Source organism: Phycisphaeraceae bacterium (genome assembly GCA_019636555.1).
Lineage (GTDB): Bacteria > Planctomycetota > Phycisphaerae > Phycisphaerales > UBA1924 > JAFEBO01.
Genome location: JAHBXH010000001.1, coordinates 3190780 through 3209207 on the forward strand (window position 1 = coordinate 3190780; position 18428 = coordinate 3209207).

Annotated in this window: 15 protein-coding genes; 8 read left to right on the plus strand and 7 right to left on the minus strand. The window is 61.0% G+C overall.

All coding sequences use genetic code 11. The features are described from left to right. The first annotated feature begins 161 nt into the window (after window positions 1-161). Window positions 162-542 (plus strand): hypothetical protein, encoded by a 381-nt coding sequence (locus KF691_13755; protein ID MBX3390509.1) that lies wholly within the window; start codon window positions 162-164, stop codon window positions 540-542. A 177-nt stretch (window positions 543-719) separates the two neighbouring features. On the opposite strand, the gene KF691_13760 is transcribed toward KF691_13755, so the two are convergent. Then, window positions 720-2987 carry a S9 family peptidase gene (locus KF691_13760; GenBank protein ID MBX3390510.1) on the minus strand — a complete coding sequence of 756 codons (2268 nt, stop codon included), beginning with the start codon at window positions 2985-2987 and terminating at the stop codon, window positions 720-722. 96 nt (window positions 2988-3083) lie between these two features. Here KF691_13760 and KF691_13765 point away from each other — a divergent pair, with 96 nt between their 5' ends. From KF691_13765 to KF691_13780, 4 genes are all read left to right on the plus strand, one after another. Further along, window positions 3084-4580, plus strand: coding sequence for a hypothetical protein (locus KF691_13765; GenBank protein MBX3390511.1), 1497 nt, complete (start codon window positions 3084-3086; stop codon window positions 4578-4580). 143 nt (window positions 4581-4723) lie between these two features. Then, window positions 4724-6850, plus strand: coding sequence for a DUF4982 domain-containing protein (locus tag KF691_13770; GenBank protein ID MBX3390512.1), 2127 nt, complete (start codon window positions 4724-4726; stop codon window positions 6848-6850). A gap of 278 nt (window positions 6851-7128) precedes the next feature. After that, window positions 7129-7683 carry a hypothetical protein gene (locus KF691_13775; GenBank protein ID MBX3390513.1) on the plus strand — a complete coding sequence of 185 codons (555 nt, stop codon included), beginning with the start codon at window positions 7129-7131 and terminating at the stop codon, window positions 7681-7683. A gap of 160 nt (window positions 7684-7843) precedes the next feature. After that, window positions 7844-9580 (plus strand): hypothetical protein, encoded by a 1737-nt coding sequence (locus tag KF691_13780; protein MBX3390514.1) that lies wholly within the window; start codon window positions 7844-7846, stop codon window positions 9578-9580. Window positions 9581-9675: 95 nt separating this feature from the next. Here KF691_13780 and KF691_13785 read toward each other — a convergent pair whose 3' ends face one another. The 6 genes from KF691_13785 to KF691_13810 all read right to left on the minus strand — a co-directional run bounded on the left by KF691_13785 (window position 9676) and on the right by KF691_13810 (window position 14611). After that, window positions 9676-10479 (minus strand): hypothetical protein, encoded by an 804-nt coding sequence (locus KF691_13785; GenBank protein MBX3390515.1) that lies wholly within the window; start codon window positions 10477-10479, stop codon window positions 9676-9678. A 77-nt stretch (window positions 10480-10556) separates the two neighbouring features. Further along, a complete protein-coding gene (locus KF691_13790; GenBank protein ID MBX3390516.1) occupies window positions 10557-10805 on the minus strand; it encodes a hypothetical protein in 249 nt (82 codons plus the stop codon). Between the two features lie 472 nt (window positions 10806-11277). Beyond that, complete coding sequence (locus KF691_13795; GenBank protein ID MBX3390517.1) at window positions 11278-12624, minus strand: hypothetical protein; 1347 nt, start codon at window positions 12622-12624, stop codon at window positions 11278-11280. A gap of 106 nt (window positions 12625-12730) precedes the next feature. Further along, window positions 12731-13081 carry a hypothetical protein gene (locus KF691_13800; protein ID MBX3390518.1) on the minus strand — a complete coding sequence of 117 codons (351 nt, stop codon included), beginning with the start codon at window positions 13079-13081 and terminating at the stop codon, window positions 12731-12733. A 3-nt stretch (window positions 13082-13084) separates the two neighbouring features. Then, on the minus strand, window positions 13085-13540 hold the full coding sequence (locus KF691_13805) for a hypothetical protein (GenBank protein ID MBX3390519.1): 456 nt from the start codon (window positions 13538-13540) through the stop codon (window positions 13085-13087). 228 nt (window positions 13541-13768) lie between these two features. Beyond that, window positions 13769-14611 (minus strand): hypothetical protein, encoded by an 843-nt coding sequence (locus KF691_13810; protein MBX3390520.1) that lies wholly within the window; start codon window positions 14609-14611, stop codon window positions 13769-13771. 644 nt (window positions 14612-15255) lie between these two features. Between KF691_13810 and KF691_13815 the strand changes: the two genes are divergently transcribed. From KF691_13815 to KF691_13825, 3 genes are all read left to right on the plus strand, one after another. After that, entirely contained in the window at window positions 15256-16677 is a 1422-nt protein-coding gene (locus KF691_13815; protein MBX3390521.1) for a DUF1254 domain-containing protein, read from the plus strand. Between the two features lie 90 nt (window positions 16678-16767). Beyond that, window positions 16768-16926: a prepilin-type N-terminal cleavage/methylation domain-containing protein gene (locus KF691_13820; protein ID MBX3390522.1), complete on the plus strand. Its 159-nt coding sequence runs from the start codon at window positions 16768-16770 to the stop codon at window positions 16924-16926. Window positions 16927-17154: 228 nt separating this feature from the next. Next, on the plus strand, window positions 17155-18378 hold the full coding sequence (locus KF691_13825; protein MBX3390523.1) for a patatin-like phospholipase family protein: 1224 nt from the start codon (window positions 17155-17157) through the stop codon (window positions 18376-18378). Window positions 18379-18428 lie beyond the last annotated feature (50 nt).

Consider the following 18428-nt stretch of genomic DNA (forward strand, 5'->3'; position numbering starts at 1 on the left):
GATAGATTCGCCTCCGCCGTCTTTCGCCCACAGGACTGACAGTGAATAGCCCGGCGTGAGCGAGACCTTGAGCGCCACTCCCGGTCAACGCGCCCATTTCCCCGCATTCTGAAAAAGCGCAGGCCGGCACAAGCCCACACTCTCAGCACAACAATCACAGCATGTGGATCATGATCGCCGGGCCCTACACGTCAGGTGCGCGAACCGAGAGCGAGCGCGCCGCCAACCTCCGCGCCATGAACGCCGCGGCATACCGCGTCTTTCAACTCGGACACACCCCCGTCATCGGCGTCAATATGGCGCTCCCGGTGATCGAAGCCGCCCGCTCCGTCGATCACTCCCACTCCGACGATCACTCCGGCAAACACGACGCTCTTATGATGCCCATCAGCCTCGCCCTCGCCGCCCGCTGCGACGCCGTCCTGCGGATCGGCGGCCCATCCAAGGGCGCCGACGAAGAAGTAGAAGTAATTCGCGCGAGGGGCGGCAAGGTCTTCTCGCGCCTCGAAGATGTTCCCGGCCACCCTAGCCCCGGCTCTTGAACTTCTGACTTCCAATTCCGACTTCCACTTCTGGGCTTCCGCATTTGAAATCTGAATGCTCAGCTCTTGGATTCCTCGATTCTGATCGTCATCACCTTTCCCGCAAGCCTCTTGTAGAGTCCGCGTGCCTTTCTCCGCGCTCTCCCCGGTCAATCTCGTCCGGCTTGACCCGCCAACTCATTTCGGGCTGAACTGCACGCCAAGCGCCCAGAGCAGGAACGCATCGACGTCCGCCACTTCTTCGATTCTCGCCTTGAGCGGCGTGCCGCCCCCGTGTCCAGAATCCATGCTCGTTCGGAGCAGAATCGGAGAAGCGGCCGGATCGCTCGATGTTGCCGCCTGGAGCCGCGCCGTCATCTTGCGGCTCTGCATCGGGTCAACACGCGGATCGTTCGCGCCGGTGAGAAACAAGACCGCCGGATACGCCGTGTTGTCCTTCACGTTGTGATAGGGTGAATAGGCGTGCAGCGCCTTGAATTGTTCCGGGTTCTTGACCGTGCCGTATTCGGTGACGTTGAACGCGCCATTGGGAGAGAGTTCGACGCGGAGCATGTCGTAGATGCCGACGTGAGAGACGACGGCGCGGAAGAGATCGGGGCGCTGCGTCAGCGCGGCGCCCATGAGCAGGCCGCCGTTCGAGCCGCCCTGGATGGCGAGTCGATTGCTCGTCGTGTACTTGTGATCGATCATGTACTCACAGCACGCGAGAAAATCGTCGAAGACATTCTGCTTTTTGGTGAGCATCCCCTGCTTGTGCCATTCCTCGCCGAATTCGCCCCCGCCGCGGAGGTTGGCGGACGCGAGCACGACACCCTGCTCGAGCAGCACGATGCTCGCCGGGCTGAACGCGGGCTCGCGGTTGACGCCGAAGCCGCCGTAGCCGGTGACGACGCACGGATGGGAAGAGTCGAGAGCGATTCCCTTCTTGCGAATGATGTTGATCGGAACTTTGGTGCCATCCTTGCTCGTCGCGAAGTCGCGGACGGTTTCGTAATCGGAGAAGTCGACGGGGCTGGAAGAAGCGAGTGCCGTTTTCGTCGTTTCCCAATTCACCAGTTTCTCACTGGAATACGGGGAACTGAATGTCCATTTTTGCGGCCCAAAACGGAAGTATGCCGGCGGAGTCGTAAACGATGTGTTCCCAAACAGAATCTGGTCGCCACCGGCCGTAGCAAGGCCGCCCACCGATCCGACCGGCAACTGCGTGGGAGCAGTTTGAGGCTTCCCGGCGTGATCGAAGACCCGGATCTCCGATGGGCCGCCGAGTTGGTAGGTCGTGTAGATGAGCGACTCGGTTACGACGAAGTTGTTCGCGTGATCAAACTCACTGATCAGCGCTTCCTTCTGCTCGGGCACGATCAGCGCCGCTTTCTCAATCTGCGGAGCAGCGACACTCATCCGCATCAGCTTCCCACGCGGCGCATCCTTCCGGCTGATCAGATACAGCGCATCGTCCGGACCGAATGTCGCCTGCACGATGCGATCCTCGTATTTCGCGAACTGCGTCCACGTTCCATCGGGCACGCGAAGGAAGAACTCGAACTCTCCTCCATCACCCTTCTGCACCGTCGCCAGCACCGTGCCATCGAGCGCCGACTTTGAGTGCAGCGTCTCGAGCTGAATCTCGGCGATCCGCGGAAACTCTTTGCCCGTTTCGTACCGGTCCTTCTCGGTCGGTGTGCCGAGCGTGTGCGAATAGACCTGCGTGTACACATCCATGTCTTCCGGCGGCCGCTCCGTGCCGCGCGGGTAGCGTGAGTAGTAGAACGACTTCGAATCCGGCGCCCACGCGAGGCTTCCACCCGCCGTACCGCCGTTCACGCGCGGAACAGTCTCGAACACGCGCTTGCCGCTGGGAATCTCAAAGACCGATACATCGCCCGATTCCGTGCCCGCTTCCGACAGCGAGACCGCCACCAGCTTCCCATCGGGCGAGGGAACGTACCAATCGATCGATGTCAGCGCCTTGGCGTCCAGCGTGTTCGGATCGACGACGGGGCGCGCGAGCGACACGGCATCCGCCCCCACCCCCGTCCCGACTTCCGCACTCAACACTTTCGCCGGCTCATCCCACGCGACCAGCATCGCCTGCTGCTTCGGAGGCTGCTTGAGCATGCCGAGTAATACCTTCCCGTCCGACGTCATGTGCAGCGACGAAAACGACGGCGTCGGCACCGACATCACCTGCGCCACGCGCGCTTTGATCGCCCCGAGATTCGGGAGCTTGGCGAGAAAACCTCGCGCGACCCGATCCTGCGCGCTCGACCATTCCCTGACCTTTGCGTCGTCCCAATCCTCGAGCCAGCGGTAATCATCGCTGACCGAAACGCCGTGGTACGTATCGACCACCGGATTCTTTTCCGCCTTCGGCGCCCCGATCGCACAGGCCGCGACGGCAGTCAAGGCGTACGCGGCAACGGAACGGCGGCGAATCGATTCGATCATGATGTGCTCCCGCGGATGTCTTCTTGTACAAAATAGCAGAGAAAACGTTGCGGCGTTTGGGTGCCTTCGATTCTGGCTATGCGCTCTCACTATTCCGTGCGTTCATGTCTCCTGCTCGCCATCGCGGCACTCCTCGTTGCCCCCGGATGCGCCGAAACCACGATCCGCTCTCCCTTCGTTGTCGAAGGCATGAGCGCCGAGCGCAAGGTCGGACCCGGCCAACTCACACCGACCGCCGTGCAATCGGAGGTGATGTCGTTTACCGACACGTTCAACTCCGCGGTCGCCCAGATCTGGAACGCGATCGCGGCGAACGCCCGAAAGGACTCGACCGCGGGCGGACTCACGGATCCCGAGAACGCAAGACTGAACAGCGTGCGACGCGCATCCCTCGAAATCAAACTCGCCAACGTGAACGCGGCGCTCTTGATCGCGAGCAGCCCGAATCCGCTCGTCTCGCTCTCGGACATCATCACGGTCGTGACGCTGCAGCGCATGGTGCTCGAATCGCCGGGAACGAAAAGGCTCTTCGGCGAGGAAGTGCAGGCGGAGCTCGTCACGGTCTACAAAGAACAGGAAGAAAACGCCTGGCAGATCGCAAAGCTGGCGATGACGCCGCAGCAGCAGACCGAACTCATGGACCTCATCAAGCAGTGGCGCGCCGATCATCCCGATGCAACCTACGTGTCTTCGATCCGCCTCGACGACTTTGCGAGCGCAAGACAAGTTGCCCTCGCGCCGAAGAACGAGCGCACCCCGAGCCTGCTGACCCTGCTCTCTCTCGATCCGCTCGCGGGGCTCGACCCGGCGCAGCGCGAGGTGACGGAGACGCGCATGCTGGCGGAGCGGATCTTCTTCTACGCGAGCCGCGTGCCCAATGTCCTGAAATGGCAGGTCGAGAGTGCGTATCAGAATCTGATGCAGGCGCCGGAGATGCAGGGAGTGCTCGGCTCGGCGCGCCAGGCGAGCGCGGCGGCGGGCGAGATTTCGCAGACGCTCGCCGCGCTTCCGGCACAGATCACCGAGGAGCGCGAGGCGCTTTTCAAGCAGTTCTTTGAAGAGCTGACGAAAGAGCGGCAGGCGACCATCGAACAGATCAACAACTCTCTGAATCTGCAGCGACAGGCGGCGCTGAATGATCTCGAGAATGCGCAGAGCAAATTCCAGGGAACGCTCAAGGACTATCGCGAGGCGGCGACCGCAACGAACACGCTCGCGGACAAGTTGACCGTCACGATCCAGGCCGCGGACCAACTCGCGGCACGCTTCGCCCCCGCCAATGCCCCGGAAAATACGGGCGGTGCGCCCGCGGAGAAGAAGGATGGTGATGCGTTGAAGGATTTTGGCGTCGTGGCACAGAAGACGGCAGATGCCGCGGACCGGCTGACGGAACTGACGAAAAGCATCGATCGGCTGCTCGCCTCGCCTCAGTTGATGGATAAGGCGGGTGGATTGCAGGTCGTGATGCAGGAAGTGCAGGGGTCGGGACGCGAGCTGGTGAATTACGCGTTCTGGCGGCTGTTGATCATCGTGATCGTTGCGCCGTTCTCGGTTGTGCTTGCGATGTTGCTTTATCGAAGAATCGCGAGGTAGGAGTTCAACACGGGGAACCACGGAGAAAGCACGGAGAGGAGAGACGGAGAGATGAAGAGACGAAGAGGATCGGGATCAGAGCGGCAGAGCGGCAGAGCGGCAGAGCGGCGGAGCGGCGGAAACCAGTACAAGCAGGAGTTTGAATGATGCGCGTGGCTTTGTGGGTTGCGATTGTGTTTGCCGGCTTGATGGCGATGTGCGCATCGGGAGCGGAGTCGGCGCCAGACTCGTCATGGCAGGTTGGCCCGCGGCAAGACACGCTGCTCGATGATGGCTGGCGCTTCGTGCGCGAAGATGTAGCCGGTGCCGAAGCGCCGGCGTTCGACGATTCCTCGTGGCAGGAAGTCACTCTGCCTCACACATGGAACGCGGAGGATGCGCAGTCCAGAGCGAACTACTACCGCGGCCCGGGCTGGTACCGCAAGCGCATCACGCTCAAAGAGAACGATCTTGCTCGAGTCAATTACCTGCGCTTCGAGGGCGCCGCGGTCGTTGCCGATGTCTACATGAACGGGCAGAAGCTGGGCCAGCATCGCGGCGCGTTCGGCGCGTTCTGCTTCGACGCGTCTCCGGCACAAAAATTCGGCGAGAACGTGATCGCGGTCCGCGTGGACAACACCAAGTTCCCCGACATCGCGCCGATCTCGGGCGATTTCGCGATCTTCGGCGGCATCTACCGCGATGTGCATTTGCTCTCGCTCGACAAGCGCTCAATCGATCCGCTCGATGATGCTTCGCCGGGGGTATATCTGCTCCAGCAACAACTCACGCCGGAAAAAGCGCGCGTGAAAGTCACTGTCCGGCTGCGCAACACAAGCCGCTCTCCGTGGCGCGCAACCGTGAACTGCACGCTGCGCGATGCCAAGGGATGCGAGGTGGCGAAGAGCGTCTCCGATACCACGGTCGCGCCGGAATCTCATGACGAGGCGATTCAGACGTTGGAGATCGACGCGCCCCACCTTTGGGACGGGCATCGATCGACCGGCGCGCCCAATCCCTACCTGTACCTGGTGCAGGTCAGCGCATCGGACGGCAATCTCATGACGGACTTTGTCGAGCAGCCCCTCGGCCTCCGCTCCATCCGCATCGACCCCGACAAGGGCCTCTTCCTCAACGGCAAGCACTATCCGCTGCACGGCCCCAATCGCCACCAGGACCGTAAGGACAAGGGCTGGGCCATCTCAAAGGAAGATCACGAGCAGGATTTCGCGCTCATCCTCGACATGGGCGCGACCGGCGTCCGCCTCGCCCACTACCCCCAGGCCGATTACGCCTACTCGCTCTGCGACAAGAGCGGCCTGCTTGTCTGGGCGGAAATCCCACTCGTCGATCGCATCGCTCCCCCACCCTCCGCGCCCGAGTTCGCTTCCAACGCCAAGCAGCAACTCCGCGAACTCATCAAGCAGCACTTCAATCACCCGTCGATCATCGTGTGGGGAATCTCCAACGAACTCTGGATGGGCCGCGACAACAACAAGGGCTCATCACTCCCCCGCGAGTTGTACGAACTCGCGAAGTCGCTCGACCCGTCGCGCCCGATCGTGCTCGCCGACAACGGCCCGCCCGATCACGAATTCAACGACATCACCGACGCGATCGCCTTCAACCGTTACTACGGCTGGTACGTCGACAAGCACACCGACTGGGCCGGCATCGACGAACTGCACGCGAGAATTCCGACCCGCGGCGTCGGAATCTCCGAGTGGGGCGCGGGGGCAAATCCGGCGCATCACGAATGGCCGACCAAGATGCCGCGGCACAACGGCCCGTGGCACCCCGAGGAATACCAGGCGCTCCTCCACGAATCCGCGTGGAACGTCATGAAAACCCGCGAGTGGCTCTGGTGCGCGTTCTTCTGGAACATGTTCGACTTCGCCACGCCGATCCGCCAGGAAGGCGGCTTCCAATCGCTCAACGACAAGGGCGTCGTCAGCTACGACCGCAAAACCAAAAAGGACGCGTTCTACTTCTTCAAAGCGAACTGGTCCGACGAACCCGTCGTCTACATCGCGAGCCGACGCTTCTCCCCTCGACCGGCCGGGACAACCAGCATCAAGGTCTACTCAAATCAGCCCGCGGTCGAGTTGTTTGTGAACGACAAGTCGATGGGTGTGCTCAAAGCGAGCGAGTGTCCGGATCGGGTGTTTGAGTGGAAGGGGGTCGGGCTGCCCGTTGGAACCTGCCGCGTGAGGGCAACGGGACGGGATGAGGGCGGCAATTCACCGGTAGTGGATGGGATTGAGTGGATGTGTGAGGCGCCAAAACCCTAATGCCTATTGCCTATTGCCAAGTGCCTAGTGCCTTGCCTTGTTCCGATGTGACGAAGGATGAGGTGGAGTGGGTGTGCGAGGGGAAGAAGTAGATGTTTCTCCCCCTCCCCGAGGGAGGGGCTAGGGGTGGGATTGGTCTTCTGCCTTCGCTATGTTCACGAAGCTCCGACTGGCGCCTCCGCAGCGTGACGAAACCAAGTCAGCCGCGGCTCGTATCGTCCTCCATGTTCGGGGGGATTGTCAACACTCGGGAATCGCGACGATTTACCCTTGCACTTGTGGTTGCATTGCCGGTGCTCGGATGGTTGATCGCAACTCAATGCGGAGTCCGCGAAGTTCGGATCGATAGCGGCGATCGACGGATTCGCTGGCTCTTCTTCTCGATTCCCGAAAGCCCTGTCCCCGGGCGCGAATACCTAGTTCAGCTTTCCAAGGAACTCAACATCCCGGCGGAGTGGCACCGCCCGCCCTTCACCGCTCCGTCCTACACAGATCAAGATCGGTATCGCCAATTCTCAGGCGCCGCGTGGTGGGCAAAGCATGAACCTCCGCTCGGCGCGATCATCCTGAAACAACTCGTCCAGTATTACACGCACCCGCCAGCAGAATCGGGATTGCCGCAGGCTACCCATTTCATCTTCCTCCTGGAATGGGAGTCCTCCCGAAATGACTACGTGGTCAGCGACTTTTGGCTTCAAAGCGAAACACCGGAAACCCTGCAATCCGTGCTCGACGAGATCGGGTATCAACCGGCGGCTGGCAGCGTGGTTCACGGGATCATGTCGAAGTGCCGCGCACGTCGAGGGGAAGCGAGCCAGCCCGACGAAAAGTAGGAAGGGGCTGCAACAACACACCGATCTCGCAAAGCCGAGATCGGTGCCACGGTGCAAGGTCAGGGCCATCCGCCCGCCCTCAATGCATTTCAACGTCCGAACGCCCGCCTCCGTAACCTAGCCTGCAGGAATCAGAGGTTGCCTGACAAGGTAAAGGCCGATGTCCGAAGCCGAAGACAAGCTCCGACTACAACAGGCTGCGATGCGCGAATGGCTAACGCGCGAGTTGTCGGCCACCGACATGTTGACTGTCTATCTGTCGGACATAAGGGACCAACACAACTACGGGGTTTATGCGGCGCTCATTCCGACTGAACAGGTCGCGAAGAGTCTCAAATCTACAAACTGGGACTTGAGTCACGGCAGTGGACTGCCCGGAGCGGTGGAGTACCACCAACAAGGAAGCAAACGCGTTGAATATCACCGATTTGGCGACGACGACGGGATCGAGCCACTTGTCATCGATCGCGACTTTCATGGGGCACGCGAGCGCTACACGGAAATCAGCGAGGAGTTTCGACTTTTTCATCGCTTGTATCACGACCAGAAGCTCAACCAATTCATCAAAATTGACAACGAGGGGGAGGAGCATCTTGTCGCAACGATTGAACCGAACCTGGTCAAAATTCGCGTGAAGGAAATTTGCCAGTTTCTGGCAATTAAGGAGATGCACCTCGCCTTGCAGTTTGACTGCAGGGAGGATTCTGCCCACACGCTCGAGGAACTTGGAATCGACGAGGAGGGTAGCGACTACCGCAGAGATCTTGTATGTTGGGGATTACACTACGGCGACATCATGCTCGGCAGCCATCGAGCCTTCAGCCGGCTGCTTGGAAAAAGATTGATCGCACCATTTCCTAAGAACAAGAGTGGCTTCTGGGGTTATTCTGACGCCGATCCTAAGAAGTACGTCGACTTCATCATCGGCACAGACAAACACGGAGGGCCGCGCACTCACTCCAGCAATCCAGATGCGCTTGGGAATAATTTTGGCGCCAACCCGCAATCACCAAATTACTTGACGCCGGTACATTTTCGAAAGTCTGTTTTGGAGAAGTACTACCAACAGCCGCAAAAATATTCCGTTGAAGACGGCTATTTGCGGCGGGCGTCGCTGTGGGGCATGTATCTTGACAATCACCATGACGACAGAGTGTGTGCTTGGTTGGGCGACTTGGGGCGTGACCTTCCTTACGAAGAGCAGCTGCATTGGCGAAGTCACAACATCATTCCAGTCGGGGGCATGAGCAAGACTTTCATTCGAAGGCAGCTGGATGCCGAATTTGCGGATTCCGATCGGCCCGAGCACGTTTTCCAGGAACGATACCGTGAGCTAGTTCAATCGTGCGACGAAGTACTGGGGTGGCAGTTGCTGCTACCGCTGACAGATGCCGACCAGCACCACGTCAAGGGTGTGCGCATTCCGGCAACTGACGAACAGCGCGATTTTGACGAGGTCGTCTTGAGCCTCACTAAAATCTTGATCGATTCTCTGAACGAGAAATCGCTGAACGAGTGTATTCCGCTGAAAAATCGAGCAGGATTGAAGAGCGGCATCTCCCGTCTCGAGGCTGCATTTGATGCGTGCGGAATTACCGGAGTAGAGAAGCACATCAAGTTCTTACGAGACCTTCAAGACCTGCGATCTTCCGGTTCTGCTCACCGAAAAGGGGACAACTACCGCAAGATTGCGGCAAGATTCGGCGTTGATAGCCAAAGTCTGCAAAGTGCGTTGGGGGGCATTCTTCGCAAGGCGCTCGAGTTTCTCGATTACCTGAATTCTGTCGCACGAAGTCGGCGATTGCCAAGCAAGGGGACAGGAGCGGGAAGCGGCGGGTGGCCCTCACGTTCCGCCCTTACGGACCCGCAATTCTCACCCAACGCGCCGTGGCACTGACGTCGGTTCCTCCGACGTCAGTGTGCTCTTGCCTGCATCACCTTTCCGCCCCCTCATCTTCCATCGGGGACGTCAGCAGCAACACCAACTGCAAGTCACGCGGCCGCACACGCCTCCTCACAACACATCTGCCCCCTTCCATGCCACTCGTGCGCGATATTCCGCATCAACAGCGCGCAATCAAACTCCACGCTTCCCCGCGGCAACACCTCCGCATCCTCAAAGAACGACGAGCGCACCGATTCCATCTCGACCGGCTCCACCGCCCAGCCGCGGCAGCGCAGCTCCAGCCCGTCAAACGTCCCCAGCTTGTTTGTCGCCGAATAGCCGAGCGAGCCGCGCTCGAAAAACGCCGACGCTTCCGCGAGATCATTGAAAACAGAACCCGCGGGCCACGATTCACTCACGCGCCCGCGCACTTCGAGGCTCGTGCTCCCGTCCTCGCTCTTCATCTCGATATCGAGCCGCGGCACGTTCTCCGCAACGCGGAACGCCGCGCGATGATGAAGCCCGGGGAAGAGCCGGCCCCCGACGAGCGCGTTGAAACGCGACGAACTGTCGCGCCGCGGGATGTACACGCCTTCCTTATATGGTGAACCGCTCTGGTTGCCGTCGCGCCAGCGCACGGCGATGCGGTGTGCCGCGTTTTCCGAGCGGAGGCCGCAGCGCTCCCGAAGCGCGGGCCCCAATGAAGACAAGAACGCGGGCCGTATGCCGCCGAGACGGATGAGGCAGATGCCCACGATCGCGTGGCCCCCATCTCCCCCCACCTCCCCCACCTTCCCCACCACGATCGGCTCGAACGGCCGCGGCAGAAGACGCGACACGGCGGCCGGATCGGCCCGAAAGTTCACGAGCAGCCGCCGCTCGATCACGCCCTGCACCGCGGGGAATCGCATAGAGAATGGTAGAGAATGAATGACGGGTGAAGGGTGGAAGCCCGTTGAAACGGGCTGAAAGACGAAACGCAAATCCCCTACGCAGCCTGTGAGCCCGACGAACCCAACACCTGACCAATAGTGGTCAGCCCGCGCACGATCGCGTTGCAGGCACGCAGCACATGAAGCTCGCGGAGCATGAGATCGTCCGGATAGTCGATCTCAAAAATCCGGACGAGTGTGCGCAGCTCGTTCTCCGACAACTTCGCGGCCTGCGCAGCACCCCTGTAGTCAAAATGAACCGGCACAGCGGGGGTGGGCGTGGGGATGGAAGGCTGACGTGCCATCGACGATTCTCACAGCTCCGGCGGAGGAAGTATAGCGATTGTCGGCAATCCGATGCTCACGTTGAGCGGCAGGTGGCACCACTCACGGCGTGCCACCATTCGCGGTCTCTCCGCGAGTGGTGCGAATCAACCGATGGCACTTGAGTCAAGATATAGACGGTTGGATCACCACGATTCGAAGTCCCGCCTTGCTCCCGCGGGATCGAGTTCGATCTCCCGTATGTTCTCATCGAACCACATCCAGCACGTCCTGTCATCCGCCGGGACCAGCGACTCCCAATCGATTTCTCTCGGTGATTCGTGCCGCATGTCCGAGTCGGTCCACTCCCGCGTCTCGGCATAGCCCGCTTCAGCGGGCTTGCACTTCCCCGCCTTCAGGCACCCCAGGCAATTCCCCGCGGCACTTCGCCCCGTTCTTACACCCCCTCACTTCGTTCCCGACTCGCCGAGTGCGCCGAAATTGAAATCACTGTCACGGACACACGAAAACGTCATATGCCGCCGCAAACAAGACAAAGTCCGAGTCATCGACGAAAGAATCAAGGTTGAGATCCGCCGGACACCACTGCGGCATCGCCGGATCCGCGCACGCGAACAGGTCGTACGCAGATGCAAAGGAAACAAAGTCAGGGTCATCAACAAGGTCGTCGTTGTTGAGGTCGGCTGGACATTGCGCCGCCATCGTGACGACCCACCCTTCGGGCAAGCCGTTGTGATTGCCGCGGCCGACGAGGGTCCGGCCGTCCGCACTGACTCCCCCCGCGCTCGATAGCTTCCAGCCGGAAAGATCGAGCCCTCGCGCCACGAGATATTCAGCCAGATCAACAAAGCCCGTCTTCGGAGTCCAGATCACCGCGCGAGTCCGATCGGCAATGATCGGATTGGCCGAGTCGTATGTCGATCCCGAGATGAGATACCCGTCCGCGCTCACAAAGATCGCGCTCGAAGCCGCGGCCGGAGGCAGCGTGCCGAGGTCCTCGATTCCGGAACCCGACTTCCAGCGAAAGCCGTGCTGAGTCGTGTTACTCCCATTGTGCGATGTCCCGACGATGACCGATCCGTTCGCACTGACTCCCGCCGCGCCGGAGCTTGCGAATCCGGCAACCACGCCGAGATTGGTCATGCCGCCGGCCCCGGTCCAGCGGAATGCGCGGGAGACCGCGGGAACAACGGTGGTGTCCGTGCATGTGCCGGCGATCGTCGAGCCGTCGTTCGTAATTGAACTCGCGGAAGAATCGCGCATGCCGGGGAGCGTCCCGAGGCTTTGCACCGTTGTCGTACCTGTCCAAAGGACAGCGCGGGTTCCGTCGTTGGTGGAGCTTTGGCCGACGCAGCGAGAGCCATCGCCCGTAAGCGCCGAAGCGCTGGCAAGATACGTTTCGCCCCCCGGAAGTTTTGGGAAATACACGAGCCCCGAGGCGCTGGTCCACCGAAACGCCTGGCCGTTGCAGCAATCGTTGACACCGACAACGACGGAGCCATCGTTGCTCAATCCGCCGGCGTATGTACTGAGTGGGAATTGCCCGCCGGACGCGGCAGGGCCGAGGTTCTGAATTCCGCCGAGGCGACTCCACCGGATCGCGCGGTTCTCTGCCGCCGTAAATGCCGCGTAACCAGAAACCGTCGATCCATCCGCGCTGATCTGCGCCGCCGTTGAGCTCTTGAAGCTCGATGAAATGAATCCGATCCCTGTGATGGTGGGAGTTTCTGCCGGGCATGGCGAGATCGTGGCTGCAGCCGACAAAAAAAACGCCGCGCCAACCCACATGATCGTGCTCTCTGCCGACGACCCACGCAGTTGCAAACGCATCGTTCTCACGGCCACTCCCATCTATCCCCCTCAGCAGGACAAAAACACGATACCACACGCAACCGCGAGCCGAACGACCGCACGAAAAGATTTCGCGCGGACGAGTGAACGCATTTCAGCCCATCTGCACGGTCTCTCTCACCGCCACGTTCAGGCACAACCCCTCCGGCTTTCTTCGTTTCCTTTGTGTTGAACGCCTTTCCAGCCTTTCCATTCCGCGCTCCGCTATCCGAAATCCGAAATCCGCCATCTCCCCCATCCCCTTTTCTTCTCTGTGCCTCTGCGCCTCCGTGGTGAACGCCTTTCCCGCGTTTCCAATCCGCACACCAAATTCCGAATTCCCGCCTCTGTTCCGAATGCCGCCACCATTTCTTCTCGCCTTCACCCAATCCCTTTCTTCTCTGTGCCTCTGCGCCTCCGTGGTGAACTCTTCCCCCTCACGCCGCCGCCAGTCAGCACCCCTCATCGTTCAGCCCCGGTTCTCCCGCAACTTCTCCGGATACACAAACCCTTCACGCGCCAACTTTTCTCGGATCGTCTCGCGCGTATCGTCGAGGCCCAAGCCGAGTTTGCCCAGCGCCCTCGCCGCAATGCTGCCCTCCAGTCGCAGCAATCCGAGCAGCAGAAACTCGGTTCCGACCAATTCCCGCTTCGCAAAGCGCGACTCATCAACCACGGCCGCCATCGCTGCGAGCGACTTGTCGAGGTCGGGATTGCCGGCCGCTTCCGATTCCGATTGAACTTCATGGAGGACTGAGTCAGGGGCGATGCCGCGCGCGTCGAGTACGAGCGCCGCCATGCACGCGGGCGCGTGCGACGCGACGATCAGCATGTCCTCCGGCGCGACATTTCGGCCGAATTGGGCCGCATACCGCGACGAATGAACGATGACCTGCGTGTAAGTCGACGTGAACTCTTGACCCATGCACGATTGTTGAATGGGTGCAGATGGAAAACGGGGTGTCCCAATGGCACAGCCCGCTTCGGCGGGTTTGCTCGCTCTTCGGCCACGCCTTTTGCCCAAATCCGTCCTGCTTTCTTTGTGCCCTTTGTGTCCTCTGTGCCTTTGTGGTGAATTCTCTTCCGCTATTTGCGATCCGCTATCCGCTATCCGCTATCCGAAATCCATTCTGCGGTGCATATCTCTTCCCCCTCACGCCGCCGCCTTCAACTCCGCAAGGTGCTTCGACAGCTCCACCACCTCGATCGGGCATCCTTCCCAGTTGTTGCGCCAGCACACGATCACATCGCACAACGCCGGGTCGTGTTTGTGCAGCAGAAAGTTTCTGCTCTCGTACTCAAACTCGATCCGCACCCGCCGCAATCTTCCATCCGCGTTCTTCCGTTTCGCTTCGCAATCCGGGAACGTGGGCTGGATCGCCTCGACGATGTACCCGAGTTTCCGCGCAAGGCACCCGAACAGAAAAATTACCCCCGCCTCGTTCACCGGCGCATTGCGCAGCAGCTCGAAGTCGATCGGCTCCCCGTACACGATCTCGCACTTGGGGCCCAACACTTTCCGCGCCACCGCCTCGCGCTGATACGTCGGCGAAATAAACCACGGCCTCGCCCCCCGTGCCTCGCGCTCGCGGATGATCCCGATCACATCCTGCCATTCCGGGTTCTTCTCATAGCCGGCGTAAAACGCCCGCGCAACGCCCGACCACGTCTTGAACCGCCGGTAAAACGTGTTCAGACTCCACTTCCCCTCCATCACATAGTCCGGCGCCTGCGGGCACTTGCCCAGCCGCCGCGCCGCTCTGCCCCAATCCTCCAGAAGCTCATCGTGGCGCAGGCCGCGCGCGATGTTCACCGCAAGCCCCGCCGCCGACAGCGCGTCGTTCCAGGTTCTGAAGTTCCTTTCGATCTGCCTCCGCTTGATCTTCGAGTGCAACCGGAATTCATCCCTGCTCGGCGAGTGCCCGAGCCGGGCGCCGAGCGCCGCCAGCGCATCGATGATTTCCTTCCGAGTAAACGAACGAGTAGTGCGCGCCATGAGCATGACCCTTTGAAAGAGATTGCCGCACCGGCGCGCGGAAACGCTGCACCGTGTGCGCGCCGGAAATCTGAGTTGGATTTGTGTGGAGAGCGAGCGCGACTGTCGCGCGAACAAGCCGGGAGTCAGTTGGAAACGCTGAAGAGGGTTGAACGAAGAGGAAAAGGCCGGACGATTGTGGAGTCTTGCTGCGTCAACGACGCGGCAGAAACCCGTGCGAGCACTCTCCATCTCGCGATGGGGTAGTCTACCAGAAACGCGGGCGGCTCTGCGCGCGAATCAGGTGTTGCGACGCGAGTTCTCGTGATTTCGCCCTGTTTTTGCAATGCCAAGCGTGTAGTTGCGCGCTCGGCTCGAACCGACTCGTGTTTGCTGGTCGGAACCACTCCGAAAGGGCGATTTGGCTGACCCTGTCCGGCCCCGCCGAATCAATGGGTGCATGGCGACAGCAACCGATGATGGGCGCGCACAACGGGCGGTTTTGACTCGACGGCGCGCTTCTTCGATTTGTTCCCGGGCAGGCCGGGGCGAAACCGGCATCAAAAGCCCCGATTTGACTCCATGTCAACCCGGATGTTGAATGTTGGCGGCGTCGGACGACCAAGCCCGCAACGGGCGAGGCGAACCGACCGAGGGGAATCAGAATGTCGATGCTCAATGTCGGACGCGCGGCGGCGATCGGTGCGGCAGTATGGATGTGCGGGAGCGCGCTCGCGTCGCCCGCGACACCCAGCGAGCAGGAAGCGCTCGCGATCGGAACCGATGCGTACATCTACGGCTATCCGCTGGTCACGATGGAGATGACCCGGCGCGTCATGACGAATGTCGCTGCGCCGGAAGCAACGCGCGCTCCGATGGGGCAGCTTGTGCGGATGCGCGAGTATCCGAACGCGAGCTTTCGCGATGTGACTGCGCCCAACGCCGACACGCTTTACACGACGGGGTGGATGGATGTCGGCAAGGAGCCGTGGGTGCTCAGCCTGCCGGACATGAACGACCGGTACTACCTGATGCCGATGTTGGACGGCTGGACGAATGTGTTCGAGGTGCCGGGAAAACGCACGACGGGGGACAAAGCGCAGACGTACGTGATCACCGGGCCGGGGTGGACGGGCACGATCCCGCAGGGGATGACCGAGTACAAGTCGCCGACTTCGATGGTGTGGCTGCTGGGCCGGATCTACTGCACGGGCACGCCGGAAGATTACAAGGCGGTGCATGCGCTGGAAGACAAGATAACGATTCAGCCGCTGAGCAGTTGGTCTGGAGCTGGTGGCAAGGCGTACACGCCCGCGCCGGGGAAAGTGGATCCTTCGATCGACATGAAGACGGCGGTGCGCGAGCAGGTGAACGCGCTCAGTGCTGAGAAGTATTTCGAACTGCTGGCGAAACTGATGAAAGAGAATCCGCCCGCCGCGGCGGACGCGCCCATGCTGGCGAAGCTGGCGAAGATCGGCGTGACTCCCGGGCAGTTCAGCGCGGGCTCGTGGGACGCGGAGACCGCGAAGGCGATGCAGCAGGTACCGAAGTTGGGCGTCGAAAAAATCATGGGTGCGTTCAAGACCGCCGCGAAGCCGATCAACGGCTGGGTCTTCACGACCAAGACAGGCGAGTATGGGACGGATTACCTGGATCGGGCGCTGATCACGGCGTTCGGGCTGGGTGCGAATCGTCCGAAGGACGCGGTGTATCCGACTTCGGAAGCGGACGCGAGCGGCAAGCCCTACGACGGAACAAAGAAGTACGTGATCCACTTCGACAAGGGGCAGATGCCGCCGGCGAACGCGTTCTGGTCGATCACGATGTACGACGCGGACTTTTTCTTCGTGAACAATCCGCTGAACCGCTACACCGTGAGCAGCCGGAGCAAATTCAAGGAAAACGCCGACGGCTCGGTGGATGTGATCATCCAGAACGAGAATCCCGGCGGCGATATGGAGCCGAACTGGCTTCCCTCGCCCAAGGGCCGATTCATCCTCATGCTGCGCCTCTATTGGCCCTCGGAAACGCCTCCCTCGATCCTCGACGGCACCTGGAAGCCGCCCGCGGCAGTGCTCGCGAAGTAATCCGTCGGGTTTCATCCGACACGACGACCACCGGAAACGGCGCGGAGTTCCGCGCGCCGGCCGCACCCTCTGCGCGGTATGCTGTGCTTTGTGAGTCGGCCGCGTGCATTCTCGCTTGTGGAATTGCTCGTCGTGATCGTGATCATCGTTGTGCTCGCGCTCGGCGTTTTTTTCGTGGGGCGCGCGGTGATGCGCATCGTCCACAACCTGTTCGGCCCGCCGCCCGCGACGACGCCTCAATCCGGATGAGTTCAGCGCAGTAAGTTCGCGACAGACACCGAGTTCGCAACGAGTAAGGGGATTCTGTGCCGCTCGCCCGCTTGCCACGTGACAGCCGTTTGACAGGTGGGCGCACGCTGTGCGCGTCATGAATACCGGGAGAATTCGGCCGCGGAGCCTCGAAAATCGATGGCACGTGGGTTAGTCTACGGCACACCGCTCGCAAGCCGAGCTCGCTTTTTACGGGGAATGAAGCCGATGAAGTACAAGTTGATAGCGGCGATTGGGATCGCCATCGCGATCGCGGGTTGCAGCAGCTCGCCTTCACGTCCCGTGCTTACCGATGCGCAATTGACGGAGCGCGCGGGCGAAGACACGAAGGAGATGATCAGCAATTTCCAGCGATCGGTTGGAAATCTGGTCAACCGCGAACAGAAGCGCACCGCGGCCGCGGGCGGCCAGCCCGTCGTCATGAACATCCTCGCGATGTCCGGCGGCGGCGACTACGGCGCGTTCGGCGCCGGATTCCTCGTCGGCTGGGGCAAGGCACCCGACCCCGCGTGGCGCCGCCCCGAGTTTGACGGCGTCACGGGTGTGAGCACGGGAGCGATGCTTGCTCCCTTCGCGTACGTCGGAACCGACGAGTCGTGCCTGACCGTCGAGGAGTTCTATCGCAATCCGAAAAAGGACTGGACGGAGGAGCGCGGGCTCTTGTTCTTCCTGCCGTCGAACCCTTCGTTCGCGACGATCCCCGGGCTGACGCGCGATCTGCAGGGCGTGATCGATCAGAAGTTCGTCGCGCAGATGGCGGAAGAATCGAAGAAGGGCAAGCTCCTGATCGTCAGCGCGACCGATCTCGATCTCGGACGGCAGCGCTTCTGGGAACTCGGCGAGGAGGCGCAGGACGCCATTGCGAGCGGCAATCTCGACCGCGTGCACAAAATCATGCTCGCGTCCGCGGCAATCCCCGCGGTCTTCCCCCCCATCGGCGTCGGAGAAGAGATCTACTGCGACGGCGGCGTGACCGCGAACGTCTTTCTGCGGCTCGACTACCGCAGCCCGTTCGGGTTCATACACCGGTGGAAGGAATTGAATCCGGACAAGCCGCTGCCGAAGGTGCGATTCTGGGTCATCATCAACAACCAGCTCGCGCACATCCCAAAGACCGTGCAGGAAAAGTGGCCCGATGTCGCCGGGCCGGCGCTCGAGGTCGCGATCCGATCGGCCACGATCACCGAAGCAAAGCTGCTCGCCGCGGAAGCGGACTACGTCAACCTGAAATACAACGCGGACATTGAAGTGCGCGTCACGGCGATCCCGGATTCGTGGCGTCCTCCCGTCCCCGGAGATTTTGAAAAGGCGACGATGGATTCGCTCGCCGATCTCGGACGCAAGATGGGCGAAGACCCCAAGTCATGGCAGCTCTGGTCGCTGCCTTCTTCGGCGAGCGGACCGGGCGCCGCGCCGGCAACCAGGAATTGATCGGAGTCACTCCGAAGTTTGCGACAAAAAGTGCCGGAGAATCAGGCGAG

Bases quoted from the DNA above. Each gene is read 5' to 3' on its own strand.
- KF691_13755 (MBX3390509.1), top strand. From the start codon at position 162: ATGTGGATCATGATCGCCGGGCCCTACACGTCAGGTGCGCGAACCGAG.
- KF691_13760 (MBX3390510.1), bottom strand. From the start codon at position 2,987: ATGATCGAATCGATTCGCCGCCGTTCCGTTGCCGCGTACGCCTTGACT.
- KF691_13770 (MBX3390512.1), top strand. From the start codon at position 4,724: ATGATGCGCGTGGCTTTGTGGGTTGCGATTGTGTTTGCCGGCTTGATG.
- KF691_13780 (MBX3390514.1), top strand. From the start codon at position 7,844: ATGTCCGAAGCCGAAGACAAGCTCCGACTACAACAGGCTGCGATGCGC.
- KF691_13785 (MBX3390515.1), bottom strand. From the start codon at position 10,479: ATGCGATTCCCCGCGGTGCAGGGCGTGATCGAGCGGCGGCTGCTCGTG.
- KF691_13790 (MBX3390516.1), bottom strand. From the start codon at position 10,805: ATGGCACGTCAGCCTTCCATCCCCACGCCCACCCCCGCTGTGCCGGTT.
- KF691_13800 (MBX3390518.1), bottom strand. From the start codon at position 13,081: ATGAGGGGTGCTGACTGGCGGCGGCGTGAGGGGGAAGAGTTCACCACG.
- KF691_13805 (MBX3390519.1), bottom strand. From the start codon at position 13,540: ATGGGTCAAGAGTTCACGTCGACTTACACGCAGGTCATCGTTCATTCG.
- KF691_13810 (MBX3390520.1), bottom strand. From the start codon at position 14,611: ATGGCGCGCACTACTCGTTCGTTTACTCGGAAGGAAATCATCGATGCG.
- KF691_13815 (MBX3390521.1), top strand. From the start codon at position 15,256: ATGTCGATGCTCAATGTCGGACGCGCGGCGGCGATCGGTGCGGCAGTA.
- KF691_13825 (MBX3390523.1), top strand. From the start codon at position 17,155: ATGAAGTACAAGTTGATAGCGGCGATTGGGATCGCCATCGCGATCGCG.